The organism is Enterobacter ludwigii (genome assembly GCF_001750725.1).
Taxonomy (GTDB): domain Bacteria; phylum Pseudomonadota; class Gammaproteobacteria; order Enterobacterales; family Enterobacteriaceae; genus Enterobacter; species Enterobacter ludwigii.
The window spans coordinates 2,616,798-2,634,233 of the sequence record NZ_CP017279.1; the positions used below are offsets into that span (position 1 = coordinate 2,616,798).

14 protein-coding genes and 2 tRNA genes are annotated in these 17,436 nt (G+C 52.5%); 9 read left to right on the forward strand and 7 right to left on the reverse strand.

Annotated features, from left to right (window positions below):
* The first annotated feature begins 153 nt into the window (after positions 1-153).
* The gene (gene lpxP, locus BH714_RS12245; RefSeq protein ID WP_025203512.1) at positions 154-1,074 is read left to right on the forward strand and encodes a kdo(2)-lipid IV(A) palmitoleoyltransferase; all 921 of its coding nucleotides are present in this window, start codon (positions 154-156) and stop codon (positions 1,072-1,074) included.
* Positions 1,075-1,428: 354 nt separating this feature from the next.
* Entirely contained in the window at positions 1,429-1,500 is a 72-nt protein-coding gene (ypdK, locus tag BH714_RS24085) for a membrane protein YpdK (protein WP_099458937.1), read from the forward strand.
* Between the two features lie 52 nt (positions 1,501-1,552).
* Here ypdK and alaC read toward each other — a convergent pair whose 3' ends face one another.
* Positions 1,553-2,791: an alanine transaminase gene (alaC, locus tag BH714_RS12250; RefSeq protein ID WP_025203511.1), complete on the reverse strand. Its 1,239-nt coding sequence runs from the start codon at positions 2,789-2,791 to the stop codon at positions 1,553-1,555.
* A gap of 386 nt (positions 2,792-3,177) precedes the next feature.
* Between alaC and BH714_RS12255 the strand changes: the two genes are divergently transcribed.
* Both BH714_RS12255 and BH714_RS12260 read left to right on the forward strand, forming a co-directional pair.
* Entirely contained in the window at positions 3,178-4,875 is a 1,698-nt protein-coding gene (locus BH714_RS12255; RefSeq protein ID WP_025203510.1) for a sensor histidine kinase, read from the forward strand.
* 13 nt (positions 4,876-4,888) lie between these two features.
* On the forward strand, positions 4,889-5,620 hold the full coding sequence (locus BH714_RS12260) for a LytR/AlgR family response regulator transcription factor (RefSeq protein WP_020883103.1): 732 nt from the start codon (positions 4,889-4,891) through the stop codon (positions 5,618-5,620).
* Positions 5,621-5,652: 32 nt separating this feature from the next.
* Here the strand turns inward: BH714_RS12260 and glk are convergent, their stop codons facing one another.
* On the reverse strand, positions 5,653-6,618 hold the full coding sequence (gene glk, locus BH714_RS12265; RefSeq protein ID WP_020883102.1) for a glucokinase: 966 nt from the start codon (positions 6,616-6,618) through the stop codon (positions 5,653-5,655).
* Positions 6,619-6,823: 205 nt separating this feature from the next.
* Between glk and BH714_RS12270 the strand changes: the two genes are divergently transcribed.
* Positions 6,824-8,059 (forward strand): ion channel protein, encoded by a 1,236-nt coding sequence (locus tag BH714_RS12270; protein ID WP_020883101.1) that lies wholly within the window; start codon positions 6,824-6,826, stop codon positions 8,057-8,059.
* Here the strand turns inward: BH714_RS12270 and ipdC are convergent, their stop codons facing one another.
* A complete protein-coding gene (gene ipdC, locus BH714_RS12275; protein WP_040018082.1) occupies positions 8,060-9,718 on the reverse strand; it encodes an indolepyruvate decarboxylase in 1,659 nt (552 codons plus the stop codon).
* 184 nt (positions 9,719-9,902) lie between these two features.
* Between ipdC and mgrA the strand changes: the two genes are divergently transcribed.
* Together mgrA and BH714_RS12285 are read left to right on the forward strand one after the other, a co-directional pair.
* On the forward strand, positions 9,903-10,901 hold the full coding sequence (mgrA, locus tag BH714_RS12280) for an L-glyceraldehyde 3-phosphate reductase (RefSeq protein WP_040018084.1): 999 nt from the start codon (positions 9,903-9,905) through the stop codon (positions 10,899-10,901).
* Between the two features lie 127 nt (positions 10,902-11,028).
* Positions 11,029-11,376, forward strand: coding sequence for a DUF2502 domain-containing protein (locus BH714_RS12285; RefSeq protein ID WP_014171067.1), 348 nt, complete (start codon positions 11,029-11,031; stop codon positions 11,374-11,376).
* Positions 11,377-11,437: 61 nt separating this feature from the next.
* Here the strand turns inward: BH714_RS12285 and BH714_RS12290 are convergent, their stop codons facing one another.
* A complete protein-coding gene (locus tag BH714_RS12290) occupies positions 11,438-12,676 on the reverse strand; it encodes an Nramp family divalent metal transporter (RefSeq protein ID WP_020883097.1) in 1,239 nt (412 codons plus the stop codon).
* A 350-nt stretch (positions 12,677-13,026) separates the two neighbouring features.
* On the opposite strand from BH714_RS12290, the gene BH714_RS12295 reads away from it, so the two are divergent.
* Positions 13,027-14,214 carry a NupC/NupG family nucleoside CNT transporter gene (locus tag BH714_RS12295; protein ID WP_014171069.1) on the forward strand — a complete coding sequence of 396 codons (1,188 nt, stop codon included), beginning with the start codon at positions 13,027-13,029 and terminating at the stop codon, positions 14,212-14,214.
* Positions 14,215-14,258: 44 nt separating this feature from the next.
* Here BH714_RS12295 and BH714_RS12300 read toward each other — a convergent pair whose 3' ends face one another.
* The 3 genes from BH714_RS12300 to BH714_RS12310 form a co-directional block, all read right to left on the reverse strand.
* Positions 14,259-16,448, reverse strand: coding sequence for a sensor domain-containing phosphodiesterase (locus BH714_RS12300; protein ID WP_040018085.1), 2,190 nt, complete (start codon positions 16,446-16,448; stop codon positions 14,259-14,261).
* 214 nt (positions 16,449-16,662) lie between these two features.
* Positions 16,663-16,738, reverse strand: a tRNA-Ala gene (locus BH714_RS12305).
* A gap of 42 nt (positions 16,739-16,780) precedes the next feature.
* A tRNA-Ala gene (locus tag BH714_RS12310) sits at positions 16,781-16,856 on the reverse strand.
* A gap of 217 nt (positions 16,857-17,073) precedes the next feature.
* Between BH714_RS12310 and BH714_RS12315 the strand changes: the two genes are divergently transcribed.
* Positions 17,074-17,436: a YfeC-like transcriptional regulator gene (locus BH714_RS12315; protein ID WP_014171072.1), complete on the forward strand. Its 363-nt coding sequence runs from the start codon at positions 17,074-17,076 to the stop codon at positions 17,434-17,436.

Genomic DNA, 17,436 nt, shown 5'->3' on the forward strand with positions numbered 1-17,436 from the left:
GGGTGCTACATTATACCGCCCACCCAACGTCAGCAATGGCCAGGCAACGCCGTAAAGATCGGTAAAGCCTGCAACCATGACCTTGTACTACGGTCTAACAGGTACGTGGTTACGCAATGCGTGACTTTCACCGACTTTATATAGGTTCCCATTATTTTGTCACAATCCAAATTCAAACGCGCGTTTCTGCACCCGCGTTACTGGTTCACATGGTTTGGTCTTGGCGTGCTCTGGTTACTGGTTCAGCTTCCTTATCCCGTAATCCGCATTCTGGGCTCCAGGCTTGGCAGCGCATCGCGCCACTTCCTTAAACGTCGTGAGTCTATTGCGCGTAAAAATCTCGAACTTTGCTTTCCACAGTACAATGCGGAACAGCGCGAAAAACTGATTGCTGAAAACTTTAAATCTATCGGCATGGCTCTGCTTGAAACCGGCATGGCATGGTTCTGGTCTGATGAACGTGTTCGTAAATGGTTTGATGTGGAAGGCCTGGATAACCTGAAACGTGCCCAGTTACAAAACCGCGGCGTGATGGTGGTCGGCGTTCATTTTATGTCTCTGGAACTGGGGGGTCGCGTCATGGGGCTTTGCCAGCCAATGATGGCAACCTACCGTCCGCACAACAGCGCTGTGATGGAATGGGTGCAGACACGTGGTCGTATGCGCTCGAATAAGGCGATGATCAGCCGTAACAACCTGCGCGGCATGGTTGGCGCACTGAAAAAAGGTGAGGCCGTCTGGTTCGCACCGGACCAGGATTATGGGCGTAAAGGCAGTAGCTTCGCTCCGTTCTTTGCGGTGAAAGATGTCGCCACGACCAATGGTACCTTTGTGATTTCACGTCTTTCCGGTGCCTCCATGTTGACCGTCACGATGGTCAGAAAAGCGGATAAATCAGGCTATCGCCTGCATATCTCCCCTGAGATGGCTAACTATCCGGAAAACGAAGGCGAAGCCGCTACGTTCATCAATAAAGTTATCGAAATGGAAATCATGCGTGCGCCCGAGCAATATCTCTGGATGCATCGCCGATTCAAAACACGCCCTCTTGGCGAAGCCTCGCTGTATATCTAAATTCCAGAAGGTTAGTTTCGTTAAGAAACTAACCTTTTCAATGACCTGTAATCACGCTGTGTACTGTCTTTCTTTGCGTCGCTTAAAGTGAATTTATTGCGTTCTGAAATCAAACTGTCGCCGTTCCACGACACCCGTAAGTGACGGAAATTATTTAAAAAAATCCCTCTTGTCACCCCCCATTTTTAAGCGTACATTAGCGCCGTCTGGCAACAGGAAAGCACAGAATTCTGAGCGGGAGTCGGCGGTATTACGGGAAAAATCTTATTTCCGCTATAAGCCAACTTCAGCTCTCTATAATCAGGTGGACTCTGTTTTTAAATGCGTACCACAAGATACGCGGAGCGATGAAACGTGAAATATTTCTTTATGGGCATTTCGGTGATTGTTTTAGTCTGGGCCGGAACGTTTGCCCTGATGATCTAGTGAAGAACATGCAGTCAAAAAAACAGGAGCCGATGGCTCCTGTTTTTTTATGTCATGATGACGCGTGATGTTCGGTGACGCTTTTCGATGAGAGAAGTCCGTCGGCGCGGAACATACTCTTGATGCCCCTCACCGCCTGGCGGATGCGGTCACTGTTTTCAATCAGAGCGAATCGCACATGGGTGTCGCCATAATCACCAAAGCCAATGCCCGGCGAGACACATACCTTCGCGTCCTGCAGCAGCTTTTTGGCAAACTCCAGCGATCCCATTGCCGCATACGGCTCCGGAATTTTAGCCCAGACGTACATGGACGCTTTCGGCATGTCCACCATCCAGCCCGCTTCATGCAACCCTTTGACCAGCACATCACGGCGACGCTTATACTGCGCAGCAATCTCATGCACACACTGCTGATCGCCTTCAAGTGCTGCAATAGCCGCGACCTGAAGCGGGGTAAAGGTACCGTAGTCGTGATAACTCTTGATGCGCGCCAGGGCATTCACCAGCGTCTTGTTGCCCACCATAAAGCCGATGCGCCAGCCAGCCATGTTGTAGCTTTTCGACAGCGTAAAGAACTCAACCGCCACATCGCGTGCACCAGGAACCTGCATAATCGAAGGGGCTTTCCAGCCGTCATAGACAATATCGGCATAGGCTAAATCATGCACCACCAGCACGTCGTAACGTTTAGCCAGGGCGACCACTTTTTCAAAGAAATCGAGCTCTACGCACTGCGCCGTCGGGTTCGACGGAAAACCGAGGATCATCATCTTAGGTTTCGGATAGCTTTCACGAATCGCACGTTCCAGTTCGTTAAAGAAATCGACCCCTTCCACCAGTGGTACGGAGCGAACCTGCGCTCCAGCAATCACTGCGCCATAAATGTGAATCGGGTAGCTCGGATTGGGCACCAGTACGGTATCACCATGATCCAGAGTCGCCAGCATCAGGTGCGCCAGACCTTCTTTTGAGCCGATGGTGACAATCGCCTCGCTTTCAGGGTCGATATCGACCTGGTAGCGATCCTGATACCAGCGAGAAATTGCACGACGTAATCGAGGAATACCGCGAGAGGTAGAGTAGCCGTGCGTATCCGGACGCTGAGCAACCGTACATAATTTCTCAACAATATGCGGCGGTGTTGGGCCGTCAGGGTTACCCATGCTGAAATCGATAATGTCTTCGCCGCGCCGACGCGCAGCCATTTTCAGTTCAGCAGTGATGTTGAATACATAAGGGGGGAGACGATCGATACGCGTAAAACGGCGTTCAGGACTGAATTCAGCCATAGATTCCTCAGATTAACGTTAGCGCCCGGACCGTCCGAGCGACGCTGCCACCGATGTGGCATGTTTAGAAAATAACCTGAAAAAAATCATGCTGTCGAGAGGGAAATGAAAAAAAAGAGTGCGCGCTAAAATCGGAACCCTGCTGCATTGAAAAGCGGAAGCGTCCGAAGTGACAGCCTCTTTCTGATATCTGTTGTGTAACACGATGATATCAAAACCGTTACCTGCTCAGGCGTTATCACAAAAAAATCGGGCGACTTCAGCCCTCTCCTGATAATCCCCTTTGCAAAACAGGGTTTTTCCCCATTTGATAAACCTGACGGATAGCTGGTCAATACGCGCCAGGTTTTTTATCATGGTCCTTTCCCGTTTTCCCTGGTCTACTCGTGCACGAAATATTCAATATGCTGCTGGCGGTTTTTGACCGTGCGGCATTAATGCTGATTTGCCTGTTTTTCCTCATCCGCATTCGCCTGTTCCGCGAGCTTTTGCACAAGTCTGCGCACTCGCCAAAAGAGCTGCTGGCCGTCACCGCGATCTTCTCGCTGTTCGCGTTGTTCAGCACCTGGTCCGGCGTGCCGGTCGAGGGATCGCTGGTTAACGTGCGTATCATTGCCGTCATGTCCGGCGGGATTTTGTTTGGTCCGTGGGTCGGCGTCATCACCGGACTGATTGCCGGTACGCACCGTTACCTGATTGATATCGGTGGCGTGACGGCAATTCCCTGTTTTATTACCAGTATTATTGCCGGGGTACTGTCAGGATGGATTAACCGCAAGATCCCGAAAAAGCAGCGCTGGCGCGCCGGGATCATCGCCGGCATGGTGTGCGAAACGCTGACCATGATCCTGGTGGTGGTGTGGGCCCCCACTATCGCACTGGGGCTGGATATCGTTTCGAAAATCGGTATTCCCATGATCCTCGGCAGCGTCTGCATCGGTTTTATCGTGCTGCTGGTACAAAGCGTTGAGGGAGAAAAAGAGGCCAGTGCCGCGCGTCAGGCCAAGCTGGCGCTGGATATCGCCAACAAAACGCTGCCACTCTTCCGCCATGTGAACGCGGAGTCATTACGTCAGGTCTGCGATATTATCCGCCGCGATATTCATGCCGATGCGGTCGCCATTACCAATAACGACCACGTACTGGCTTACGTCGGCGTCGGGGAACACAATTACCGCGATAATGACGATACCATTAGCCCCACTACCCGACAGGCGATCAACTACGGTAAAATCATCATTAAGAACAATGATGAAGCTCACCGAACGCCGGAAATCCACTCCATGCTGGTGATTCCGCTGTGGGAAAAAGGCGTGGTAACGGGCACACTAAAAATCTACTACTGCCACGCGCACCAGATCACCTCCACGCTTCAGGAGATGGCTATCGGTCTGTCGCAAATTATCTCTACCCAGCTGGAAGTTTCCCGTGCAGAACAGCTGCGCGAGATGGCAAATAAGGCAGAACTGCGCGCGCTTCAGAGCAAAATCAATCCTCATTTTCTGTTTAACGCGCTGAACGCCATCTCGTCCTCCATCCGGATGAATCCGGACACCGCGCGTCAGCTTATATTCAATCTGTCGCGCTACCTGCGCTACAACATTGAACTGAACGATGACGAGCAGATCGACATCAAAAAAGAGCTGTATCAGATCAAGGACTATATCGCGATTGAGCAGGCCCGTTTTGGTGACAAGCTCACGGTGATTTACGATATCGATGAAGAGGTCAACTGTGTGATCCCAAGCCTGCTGATCCAGCCGCTGGTGGAAAACGCGATTGTTCACGGCATTCAGCCGTGTAAAGGTAAAGGCGTGGTCACCATCAGCGTAACCGAAAGCGGTAACCGCGTGCGCATTGCCGTGCGCGATACCGGCCACGGTATTGATCCAAAAGTCATTGAGCGCGTGGAGTCTAACGAAATGCCGGGCAATAAAATTGGACTGCTGAACGTGCACCACCGGGTCAAGCTGTTGTTCGGCGACGGACTGCACATTCACCGTCTCGAACCCGGCACCGAAATTGCTTTTTACGTCCCGAATGAACGCTCCCCCGTTCATGCGGCGACATCACTGTTGCCATAGGCCGGAGTAATCAATGAAAGTCATCATCGTGGAAGATGAAATTCTGGCTCAACAGGAGCTGAGCTGGCTTATCAAAACGCACAGCCAGATGGAGATTGTGGGTACCTTTGAGGATGGTCTGGACGTGCTCAAGTTCTTGCAGCATAACCGGGTCGACGCCATTTTTCTGGATATCAACATTCCATCACTGGACGGTGTATTACTGGCGCAAAATATTAATCAGTTTGCCCATAAGCCGTTTATTGTTTTCGTTACCGCCTGGAAAGAGCACGCCGTAGAAGCCTTCGAACTGGAAGCGTTTGACTATATTCTGAAGCCTTACCAGGAATCGCGTATTGTCAGCATGCTGCGAAAGCTGGAAGCCGCATGGCAACAACAGGCCACGCCTGCTAACGCAAGCCCGGCGATACGTGAAAACGACACCATAAATCTGGTCAAGGATGAACGCATCATCGTGACGCCTATCGACGATATCTACTATGCCGAAGCGCACGAGAAGATGACGTTTGTCTATACACGGCGTGAATCATACGTGATGGCAATGAACATCACCGAGTTTTGCAACAAACTGCCGGCGGCGCACTTTTTCCGCTGTCACCGTTCGTTTTGCGTCAATCTAAACAAGATCCGCGAGATCGAACCGTGGTTTAACAACACCTATATTTTGCGTCTGAAGGATCTTGATTTTCAGGTCCCGGTGAGTCGCAGCAAGGTGAAAGAGTTCCGCCAGCTGATGCATCTGTAAAAATCCCCTCTCCCGCAGGAGAGGGATAGTCGTCAGAGGATTTGACCCAGTACCTGACGCAGGTGCGCGCCCGAGCCAAGCAGGCCAGGGTTATCGTGCACAATCAGGTACACAGGGATGTCCTGCACATAGCTTCTGAAGCGACCTTTGTCTTCAAACGCACCGCGGAAGCCTGAGGCTGTAAAGAAGTCGAGGAAACGCGGTACGATCCCGCCCGCGATGTAGACTCCCCCGAAGGTGCCCAGCGTCAGCGCCAGGTTGCCGCCAAACCGTCCCATGATCACACAGAACAGCGACAGCGCACGGCGACAGTCGATGCAGCTGTCAGCCAGCGCGCGCTCGGTCACATCTTTTGGTTGCAGATTTTCCGGCAGACGGCCGTCTGATTTTACAATCGCACGGTACAGATTCACCAGACCCGGACCGGAAAGCACGCGCTCGGCGGAGACGTGGCCGATTTCAGCTCGCAGCTCTTCGAGGATAATGCCCTCTTCTTCGCTGTTGGGCGCAAAGTCCACGTGACCGCCCTCACCCGGCAGGCTTACCCAGCGCTGGTCGACGTGAACCAGATGTGAAACGCCAAGACCGGTACCGGCACCGTAGACCGCAATCGGCTTACCTTCTACTGGCGCTGTACCGCCAAATTGAATCAGATGCTCTGGCTTCAGCATCGGGATCGCCATGGATACGGCAGTAAAGTCATTGATGATTTCAAGGTGCGCAAAACCAAGGTTTTTTTTCATCTCAGCGATGGAAAATGCCCAGACATGGTTGGTCATCGCCACCCAGTCACCGGTAATCGGGCAGGCAATGGCGATACATCCGTCTTCGATGCTCACCTGTTGCTCTTCAAGATAGACCCGAACAACGGCCTCAAGACTTGGATAATCCAGCCCTGAATAGGTTTTCGCCCGGGAAATTTCACCGCTATTTACATCGCATAGGGCAAGGCGAGCATTCGTGCCGCCCACATCGCCTACCAAAGCATACTTTGTCATTCTTCTACTGCTCCGCTAAAGTCAGAATAAATCTTTGGGACACTGTAAGTTCAAGGCGTGATAACAACAACGACCGGAAGGTGAATGCCCGTGGATTATCGATCTTCGTCACAGAATAACTTTACCGTTTCAGCACCTTTTGCACTATTGCCATAAAGCTGATTGTGCAAAGTAACGTAATAGCGTTTTGTACAAGGAAATCATCATGCTCCATCCGCGAGCCAGAACCATGCTCTTACTGGCAATACCGGCGCTGATCATTGGCGTTGCCTCAAGTCTGGTGCTCATTGTCGTGATGAAAGTCGCGTCGGTGTTGCAGGCGATGTTATGGACGGCGCTTCCTGCACAACTGGGCGTCAGCGTGGATTCGCCGGGATGGATCATGTTGATGCTGACGCTCACCGGCGTTGCGGTGGGTCTGGTGATCCGCTTTAGCCCCGGGCACGCCGGGCCGGACCCGGCGCTTGAGCCACTGATCGGTGCGCCCGTTCCCCCCTCGGCGCTGCCGGGGCTGATTATCGCGTTGATCCTGGGTCTGGCGGGCGGTGTCAGCCTTGGTCCTGAACATCCCATCATGGCGGTAAACATTGGTATGGCGGTCTTTCTCGGTTCGCGCATTTTACCCCGGGTCGGTGCGCTGGACTGGACCATCCTCGCCTCTGCAGGCACCATCGGGGCGCTTTTCGGCACGCCCGTTGCCGCCGCCCTTATTTTTTCTCAGACGCTTACCAGCAATAACGACGTCCCGCTCTGGGATAAACTCTTTGCGCCGCTGATGGCCGCTGCGGCTGGCGCGCTCACGACCAGTCTTTTTTTCCATCCTCATTTCTCACTCTCTCTGCCCCACTACGGTCAAATGCATATTGCCGATATTTTCAGCGGTGCCATCGTCGTCGCGATCGCCATTGCACTCGGGATGATTGCGGTATGGTGCCTTCCGCGCCTGCACCGTCTGATGCACCGGCTGAAGCACCCGGTGCTGATTCTGGGGGCGGGTGGTCTGATGCTGGGCGTATTAGGGGCTATCGGCGGAACGGTAACGCTGTTTAAAGGCCTTGATGAAATGCAGCAGTTGGCTTTCAGCCAGGTGTTCAGCGTGTCTGATTACCTGCTGTTTGCGCTGGTTAAACTGGCGGCGCTGGTGGTAGCTGCAGCATGTGGGTTCCGCGGTGGGCGTATCTTCCCGGCGGTGTTTATCGGCGTGGCGTTGGGGCTGATGCTGCATGAACATGTGGATGCGGTGCCGGCAGCGATAACGGTCTCTTGCTCAATTCTGGGGCTGGTGCTGGTGGTGACGCGCGATGCGTGGCTGAGCCTGTTTATGGCGGCGGTAGTGGTGCCGGATTCAACGCTCTTCCCCCTGCTCTGTATCGTGATGTTGCCCGCCTGGCTCCTGCTGGCGGGCAAACCGATGATGATGGCCTGGCGAAACGACAAGTAATCAGGCGTTATTACGCGCTTCCAGAGCTTTGGTAAGCGCCCCGAGCAGCGGCGGGATATCCGCTTTCGGGAGCATCACCTCAATCAACGAGAGCCGCTCGTGGTGCGCCACTTTTTCAAGTACGTCCGCCAGCTGTTCCGCTTCACTGACCCGCCAGCACTCAGACTGAGGATCGAGGCTCAACGCCTGCGGAATGTGCGTCCAGTTCCACAAAGCAATGTCGTTATACCGCTGCTCCGCCCCGTGGATAGCCCTCTCAACCGTGTAGCCTTCGTTGTTGAGCACCAGAATAATGGGGTGCTGTTTATCACGTAGCATCGAGCCTAGTTCCTGAATGGTGAGCTGGGCCGCGCCATCCCCCGTCAGCACAATCACGCGCCGGTTCGGGCATGCGGTTTGTGCACCAAACGCCGCCGCCAGCGTGTAACCAATCGAGCCCCACAGCGGCTGGACGATAAAGTTCACATCAGCCGGTAAACGCAGATCAATCGCGCCGAAGGCGGATGTTCCCTGGTCGGCAAGGATAATGTCCCCCGGGCGAATAAAGGTTTGCAACGTTCTCCAGAAATTCTCCTGGGTAAGCGAACCGTCCGGCTGCGGGAACGGTATTGCGCCGGATGATGACGACATAAGGCCAGCATGCACGTGCTGTTTGCAGAGTTCGACCAGCGTCTCAATCGCCTGGTTCATTGGGATGCCGGTAAACCAGACATCCCCGACGCGTGCGGCATGCGGCTGGACTTCAATGGTTTGCGCCGGGGTAAGCTGGTGCGTGAACCCGGCCGTCAGGGTATCGGTAAAACGCGTGCCAACACACAATACCGTGTCAGCCCCTTCTATCGCCTCTTTTACCGCACCGGTGCTGGCTGAACCACTGTATGTACCGTAAAAACCCGCCTGACGCTCGTCGAATATCCCTTTCCCCATCAGCATGGTGGCATGGGCCATCGGTACCTCTTTCACCCACTTCTGTAGCGCATGCTTCAGGCCATGGCGCAGAACAAGGAAGTCGGCCAGCAGCGCGGTACGTTTGCTCATCGCCAGTTTGTTCTCAGCAGCATCCCGGAACGCTTTCAGGCAGGCGCTATCGGCATGAGCCTGCTTATGAGTGAGAGCGTTTACAGGCGGAGTGGCGGCTTTTTTTGCCACATCGGCGGGTAACATCAGATAACCGGGGCGACGTTCCCGAAGCATGGTTGTCAGCACACGGTCGATTTCATAACAGGCATTTTGTTCGGTAAGGACCGCCTGTGCGACGGTGATCGGCTCGCTCATATGATAAAAGTGACGGAACTCCCCATCCCCCAACGTATGATGCAGCAACTCTCCCCTTTGCTGTGCCGCCGTACCCGGCGCCCCCACAATATGTAAAACCGGGACATGCTCGGCATAGCTGCCGGCAATACCGTTCATGGCACTTAACTCCCCAACGCCGAATGTGGTCAGCAGCGCGGCAAAGCCCTTACATCGGGCGTATCCGTCAGCGGCATAGGATGCGTTCAGCTCATTGGCACAGCCCACCCAACAAATATCCGGGCTGTCTATTACGTGGTCGAGAAACTGCAGGTTATAGTCGCCCGGCACGCCAAACAGATGATCGGCACCACAATCTGTAAGACGGTCCAGCAGGTAATCGGCGACGCAGTATGGGGTTCGCATAACAGGTGTCCTTCTGACGTTGACCTCACTTTGAGTATTAAAGAAGCGTGATGGCTGTCCAGAATTGGTCGTAAGAAGGGCATGGAAAGAATGCTTTACAAAAAAGGCTGCGCTATGCTCTTTTTTTTCATGTAAATGTAAACGTATACACTGATTTTTCCTTTCAGCGCCAGAGGGCATCAGAATGGGTTACCAGCCGGACAAAAATCGTTATCAGACAATGCAGTATCGCCGCTGCGGGCAAAGCGGACTCATGTTGCCCGCTATCTCACTCGGGTTGTGGCACAATTTTGGCGACGCCACGCTTGTCGAAAACAGCCGTCAACTTTTACAACGCGCGTTCGATCTGGGTATTACGCATTTCGACCTTGCCAATAATTACGGTCCTCCTCCCGGCTCAGCCGAACGTAACTTCGGTCGCATTTTGCAGGAAGATTTCCTGCCATGGCGCGACGAGCTGATCATCTCGACCAAAGCGGGTTATACCATGTGGGATGGCCCCTACGGCGACTGGGGGTCACGCAAATATCTGGTTGCCAGCCTGGATCAAAGCCTGAAGCGTATGGGGCTGGAATATGTGGATATCTTTTATCATCACCGTCCTGACCCACAAACGCCACTGCTGGAAACCATGAAAGCGCTTGACCATGTGGTGCGTCAGGGAAAAGCCCTTTACGTCGGGTTATCAAATTACCCTGCAGAACAGGCCCGCAAGGCTATCGGTATCCTGAATGAACTTGGGACGCCGTGTCTGATCCACCAGCCGAAATATTCGATGTTTGAACGTGCGCCAGAGGAAGGCCTGCTGGACGTGCTGCAGGAAAAAGGCGTCGGCTGCATTCCCTTCTCGCCGCTGGCGGGGGGACAGCTGACTAACCGCTACCTGAACGGTATTCCTGCAGACTCGCGTGCGGCAAGCGGCAGTAAGTTCCTTAATCCCGATCAGATCACCGAAGAGAAGCTGGAGAAGGTTCGTCAACTGAACGCGCTGGCGGAAAGCCGCGGCCAGAAACTATCACAGATGGCGCTGGCGTGGATTTTACGCCACGAGTCGGTAACGTCAGTGCTGATTGGGGCCAGTAAAACCGCCCAGATTGACGATGCCGTGGCAATGCTGGAAAACCGCCATTTCTCGGCGGAAGAACTGGCAATCATTGATGGGATCCTGAACAGCTCAAAATAAAATCACTTTTAGCAAAAAGTGCTCTCATTCATGAATTAGGAGTTGAGGCGATGAAACGAGCCTTTACCAACTCGTAATATTGCGTTAACAGGCCCCACAAAGGCCCCGATCGTGAAGGAGAAAGAGTATGTTCAGGTCACTGATTCTTGCAGCGGTATTACTGGCTTCGGCCCCGCTGATCGCCACTGCGGGCGAAATCACCCTGTTGCCATCAGTTAAATTACAAATTGGCGATCGTGACGACTACGGCAGATACTGGGACGGTGGCTACTGGCGCGACCGTGATTACTGGAACCGTCACTATGAGTGGCGCGGCGACCGCTGGCGCAGACATGATAATGGCCTGCATCGCGGCTGGTACAAAAACAACGCCTATGAGCGTGGTTACCGTGAAGGCTGGAACGATCGTGACGACCGCCGCGGTGGCTGGGGTCACGGTGGCAGAGGACACGGTGGTCACGGCCATCATCACTAATGCGTCATCAATAATGCAAAAAGGAGCCTCCCGGCTCCTTTTTCTTTGGTTCAACGCGACGCTATAACCCCAGAGCAGTGCCGACCAGGAGCCACAGGTTCAACGACACCACTACCGCCACAATGACCCAACCGGTTCGTTTCACCAGCGTGCTGTTCACCAGTTCGCCCATCAGGCTTTTGTCACTGGTAAAGATCAGCAGCGGCACCAGTGCAAGCGCGATACCAAAACTCAGCAGTACCTGGCTCATGACCAGAATTCTCGTGGGATCCAGCCCCATCAGAATCACAACAAAGGAGGGCAGCATGGTCACGGAGCGACGAACCCAAAGCGGAATGTGGAAACGGACAAAGCCCTGCATCACCACCTGCCCTGCCAGCGTCCCCACAACCGTTGACGAGAGACCGGCCGCCACCAGGCTCAGCCCGAATATCGTGGCAGCAGCGTGGCTCAGTAACGGCTCCAGCGTAAGGTATGCCTGGTCGAGATCGGCAATACCGGTGTGACCGTTAAAATGGAAAGCGGCGGCAGCGGTCGCCATCATCGCCAGGTTCACAAAACCGGCAATGGTCATGGCGATCGCCACATCCCATTTCGTCGCAGAGTAACGCTCTTTGCGCGTCCCGCCGTGCAGGTGCTGAGTCAGCGAGGAATGCAGGTAAATGACATGCGGCATGATGGTTGCGCCCAGCACACCGGCGGCCAGGAATACCGCTTCAGAGGTTGGCAGGCTCGGGATAATCATCCCTTTGCTGAGCTGTGCCAGATTCGGCTGAGAGAAAATCAGCTCGACGATATAGGCCGCCGCCACAAACAGCAGCAGCCCACCGATAACTTTTTCCAGCGGTTTTTGACCGCGACGCTGCAGCATCAGGATCAGGAAAGTGGCAATCCCGGTGAGCACCGCGCCCTGAAGCAGCGAGACGCCGAGGATCAATTTAAAACCAATCGCGGCCCCGATGAATTCGGCGAGGTCGGTTGCCATGGCGATAATTTCCGCCTGAACCCAGTAAAGCCATACCGCCGGACGCGGATAATGATCGCGAATTTGTTCAGCCAGGTTTTTGCCCGTGGCAATCCCCAGCTTCGCGGACAGCATCTGGATCAACATGGCCATCAGGTTAGCCCACACGACCACCCAGAGCAGCTTATAGCCGAAGCTGGCCCCGGCCTGAATATTGGTCGCAAAGTTACCTGGATCGATATAGCCGATGGCAGCTATGAACGCAGGTCCCATTAACGCGAACCGCAACTTGCGCGCTGCTCTGCCACTGCTACCCTCTACGCGACTGTTTGTCATTTCTGCCTCTGGAAATATAGCCTTTGCTATGTTTAATGCTATCAAAATGAGAATGATTATCAAGATCATTTAGTGAGTTTATAGTGATTTCTCTGATAGCTTTGAACAATAGACGGGCGGGTAAGGTGGGGCGATCTAACAAAACCTGCAATCGCGCACGCTTTTGTGAAGACTAGCACACAAACTTAACTTTTCACGCATTTACCTAACATAACAAAAATGTATTGTGGATCACTAATTTTGAGACTCGTCACAGGATGTAACTATAGTGTGTCCTTGATCTCGTTTTCTTTTCGCTTGTTACATAGAATGTGCACGAAAATTAAACCTGCCTCATATTTGGAGCAAATATGGACCGCGTCCTTCATTTTGTCCTGGCACTCGTTGTCGTTACTGCGCTTGCGTTACTGGTCAGCCATGACCGTAAAAAAATCCGCATCCGCTTTGTTGTTCAGCTTCTCGTTATTGAAGTTTTGCTCGCGTGGTTCTTCCTGAACTCCAACGTGGGGCTTGGCTTCGTAAAAGGCTTCTCCGAAATGTTCGAAAAACTGCTCGGATTCGCCAACGAAGGGACGAACTTTGTCTTCGGTAAAATGAACGACGAAGGTCTGGCGTTCTTCTTCCTGAAGGTACTGTGCCCTATCGTCTTCATCTCTGCGCTGATCGGTATTCTGCAACACATTCGTGTTCTGCCCGTCGTTATCCGCGCCATTGGTACCGTACTCTCTAAAGTTAACGGCATGGGTAAACTGGAATCGTTCAACGCCGTCAGCTCCCTGATCCTGGGTCAGTCTGAGAACTTCATCGCCTATAAAGACATCCTCGGTAAGATGTCCCGCAACCGCATGTACACCATGGCAGCCACCGCAATGTCTACCGTCTCCATGTCTATCGTGGGTGCGTATATGACGATGCTGGAACCTAAATACGTGGTTGCCGCGCTGGTCTTGAACATGTTCAGTACCTTTATCGTTCTCTCTCTGATCAACCCGTACCGTGTTGACGAAGGCGAAGAGAACCTGCAGATGGCAAATCTGCATGAAGGTCAGAGCTTCTTCGAAATGCTGGGTGAGTACATTCTGGCTGGTTTCAAAGTGGCGATTATCGTTGCGGCGATGCTGATCGGCTTTATTGCCCTGATTTCTGCTCTGAACGCCCTGTTCGCAGCGGTTCTGGGTATCTCCTTCCAGGGCATTCTGGGCTACATCTTCTACCCGGTTGCCTGGGTGATGGGTGTTCCTGCACATGAAGCGCTGCAGGTAGGCAGTATCATGGCGACTAAACTGGTCTCTAACGAATTCGTTGCAATGATGGATCTGCAGAAAATTGCCAGCACGCTCTCTCCACGCGCGGAAGGCATCCTGTCCGTGTTCCTGGTCTCCTTCGCTAACTTCTCTTCCATCGGTATTATCGCCGGTGCGATTAAAGGTCTGAATGAAGAACAGGGTAACGTGGTTTCTCGCTTCGGTCTGAAGCTGGTTTACGGTTCTACGCTGGTGAGCGTACTGTCTGCCTCTATTGCGGCACTGGTACTGTAACACCTGCAGAGAAATAAAAACCGGGAGCTCAGCTCCCGGTTTTTTTATGCCCGTAATTCATTAAGCGGTTTGGGTTTGCCAATCAGGTAACCCTGCAGATAGTCGACCCCGAAGTGAAGCAGCTTCTCCCGCTGTTCCGGCGTTTCAACATATTCGGCCACCACACTCAGTGATTTCGTCTTCGCCAGGTTGCAAATCGACTGCACGATCATCGCATCCATATCGTCGGTACAGATATCTTTAACAAAGCACCCGTCAATTTTGATGATGTCCGCCTGCAGACGTCTGAGACGTTCGTAGTTGGCATATCCGGTGCCGAAATCATCAATCGCGATCCGGAAACCGCAATCCCGCAACTGCTGAATGTTTTTGATACTGCTGCCCGAATTAGAGAAAGCCTGCTCTTCGGTGATCTCAATCACCACCGCCTGTGGTGCAACCCCATAGCGTTCAAAGAGCGAGCAAATCTCGATGGCCACCTCTTTTTGCATCAACGTCAGGGGCATCAGATTGACAGAAAAACGCACTCCGGCATGCGTCGCTGGATGATCGCGCAGCCACACCAGTAATTTTTCCATCACGCACATGTCGAAGCGGTGGCTCAGGTTAAACTGGGCTATCAGGGGTATAAAGCGGTCTGGGGTGATGATCTCGCCCTCGCTTTCCATGCGCGTCAGTATTTCGTAATACCCGCTACCATCTGCCTTCTGGATTGGCTGGGCGTATAAATGAAACTGTCCGGCATCCAGAGCATGTTTGATGCGCGCTAACATCAAAACCCGCTCGGTTGTTTGTCCTGATGCCACCTCGAGGCTATTGGTGAGCGCCAGTACATTATGCGCTCCGCAAGATTGCTCAGCCAGCCAGCTGAGCTGCCCCAGCGTATGGTGTAACTTCTCACCGTTCTCAACCATTCCCCAGGAAGCGCCAAATTCAATATCCAGCCCGGTGTTGTTCCAGACAATCTTACGGCTGTTCAGCTGATCGACCATATGCTGCAGGCGCTCAGCGGTTCCCGGCCCCAGCAATACCAGCACCAGTTCGCTGCCCGGGAGCTGGAAAAGCCGCTCATCTTTTTGCAAAAATGGCTGCAGCGAGGTGGTCACCATCCGTTTGCAATGTACCCGCATAAGAATGCCGTAGTGACGACTCAAGAACTCGAGGTTGTCCATTCGCAGACAGCACACTTTGGCATCAGGGTGGTCCTGCAAAAAATCTTCCAGTGCACGAATGTTCGGTAAACCGGTCAGCGGATCGGTTAGCGCCCTGTCCTGCCAGTCCTGCTTCAGCCACTCGCTGCGCTGATAAATCCGCGACATGTAGAGCAAACAGATGGCGAAAGAGATAAGGACAGACAAAATAAAGGAGAGCGAATGGCCTGACTCCACGCCATTGAGGAAATTATAGTTATAGGTCAACAGCAGAAGTGCGGATGCCGCCCAGAAAAGAGAAATGAGCGCGTAGCTCAGGCGACTGATCCCTAACGTAAAGAGAATAAAAATCACTGGCATTAAATAGCCCGCAATAATAGGTGACTCAAAAGGAGCACATAAAATTGCGAGGATGACGATTAAAAGCATCAGCCAGACTAATATATATAGCGATTTCTTTTGAAAAAACACGGGCTTCACACTGCGTCGCCAGAAGGTGATGGCATAACGTGGATTAATTATCATTCTTAACGGGTAATAGAACATCATGGTAAATATCAACGCCGCGCAGATCAGACTTTGTATATCGACTACGTTATAAATTGCGGTACCTTCACCGAAGAAGGTTGAGATAGTAACCGGGAAATGGAACAAATAACCTGCCAAGTACATCGACACTTTTATGCCTATCGGTACCATAAAGCCGAGCCAAAATATCCGTAACCCAATATGCTTGTTCGGCACGCAGTAGCGCCAGCGCTTGCCCAGTATGATCCTGAGGATGCCGCACCCCGCAAACACCGAGAACGTCTGACAGAACAATAAAACTGAATATTGTAGCGGTGCTAAATCAATGCTGAATATATTAGTGATAGTAAAACTTAACAGAACAGGAATAACCGCCCGACGCCCAAATACCAGAATAACCGCCAGCATTACGCTTAAAGGCAGCCATGCTAAATATACGTCATGACCATTAATAACAGCGCGCGGAGAGATATAACGGGAGAATGGCACCGCAACCAGGCAAAGCGCCAGGGCAGTTATAAATATCTTTACATTATTGTAAGTTTTTCTATTCATTAAGTTAGATAATCTATTTTCCATTCGTATCATTGCCCGGATGGATAATAGGTTTATTAATTGCGCGAATCAAGTTGAAGTCTATTTATAGACCGCTTTATTGATTTTGATTGAGGTGAGGTACAAAAACACCTCTATTTCAGCAACAAATTAGGGTGAAGAGTTTTACAAAAGCATAAAAAAAACCCCCGTCTTTCGACGAGGGTTCAAATTTTGGTGGAGCTAAGCGGGATCGAACCGCTGACCTCTTGCATGCCATGCAAGCGCTCTCCCAGCTGAGCTATAGCCCCACATGTTGACTTTACTGACCGCACTCTGTTGGGTTCAGAGTGTGGTGGAGCTAAGCGGGATCGAACCGCTGACCTCTTGCATGCCATGCAAGCGCTCTCCCAGCTGAGCTATAGCCCCATCGTAAAGCTGTCATGTTGACGGGCGGCATAATATGAATTCCGCTGCGGAGTGTCAACGGCAAAATCAATGACGGCGGTTCAATCGCCGAAAAATCATGCAAATGAATCACTTTGCGAGTCTGCTCGCAGTCATGAGTTAAGCCTGTCACATTTTCCTCTAAAACGGTGCTATAAAATGAGCCGTTAATTAACCCCACGAATACTCAGGAAATTGCATGATCAAGGAACGAATGACGCCAGAAGAGTTAGCCCTGCTCACTGGCTATAGCCGCCAGACCATCAATAAATGGGTACGCAAAGAGGGTTGGATTACATCGCCAAAACCAGGAGTCCAGGGCGGCAAAGCGCGTCTGGTGCACGTTAATGAAAAAGTGCGTGAGTTTATCCGCAGCGCGCGCCGGGCAAGTGAAACGTCTGAGATACCAGAAAGTGCCAGCCATGATGGCTCGCTTCACTCCCTGCTCCTGACGCTGGCAAATGAAATGACGCCGGAAGAGCAAAGGCAGATGACATCACTGTTACTGCGGGAAGGGATTACCGGATTGTTGCAACGTTTAGGGATACGCGACCAGAACTGA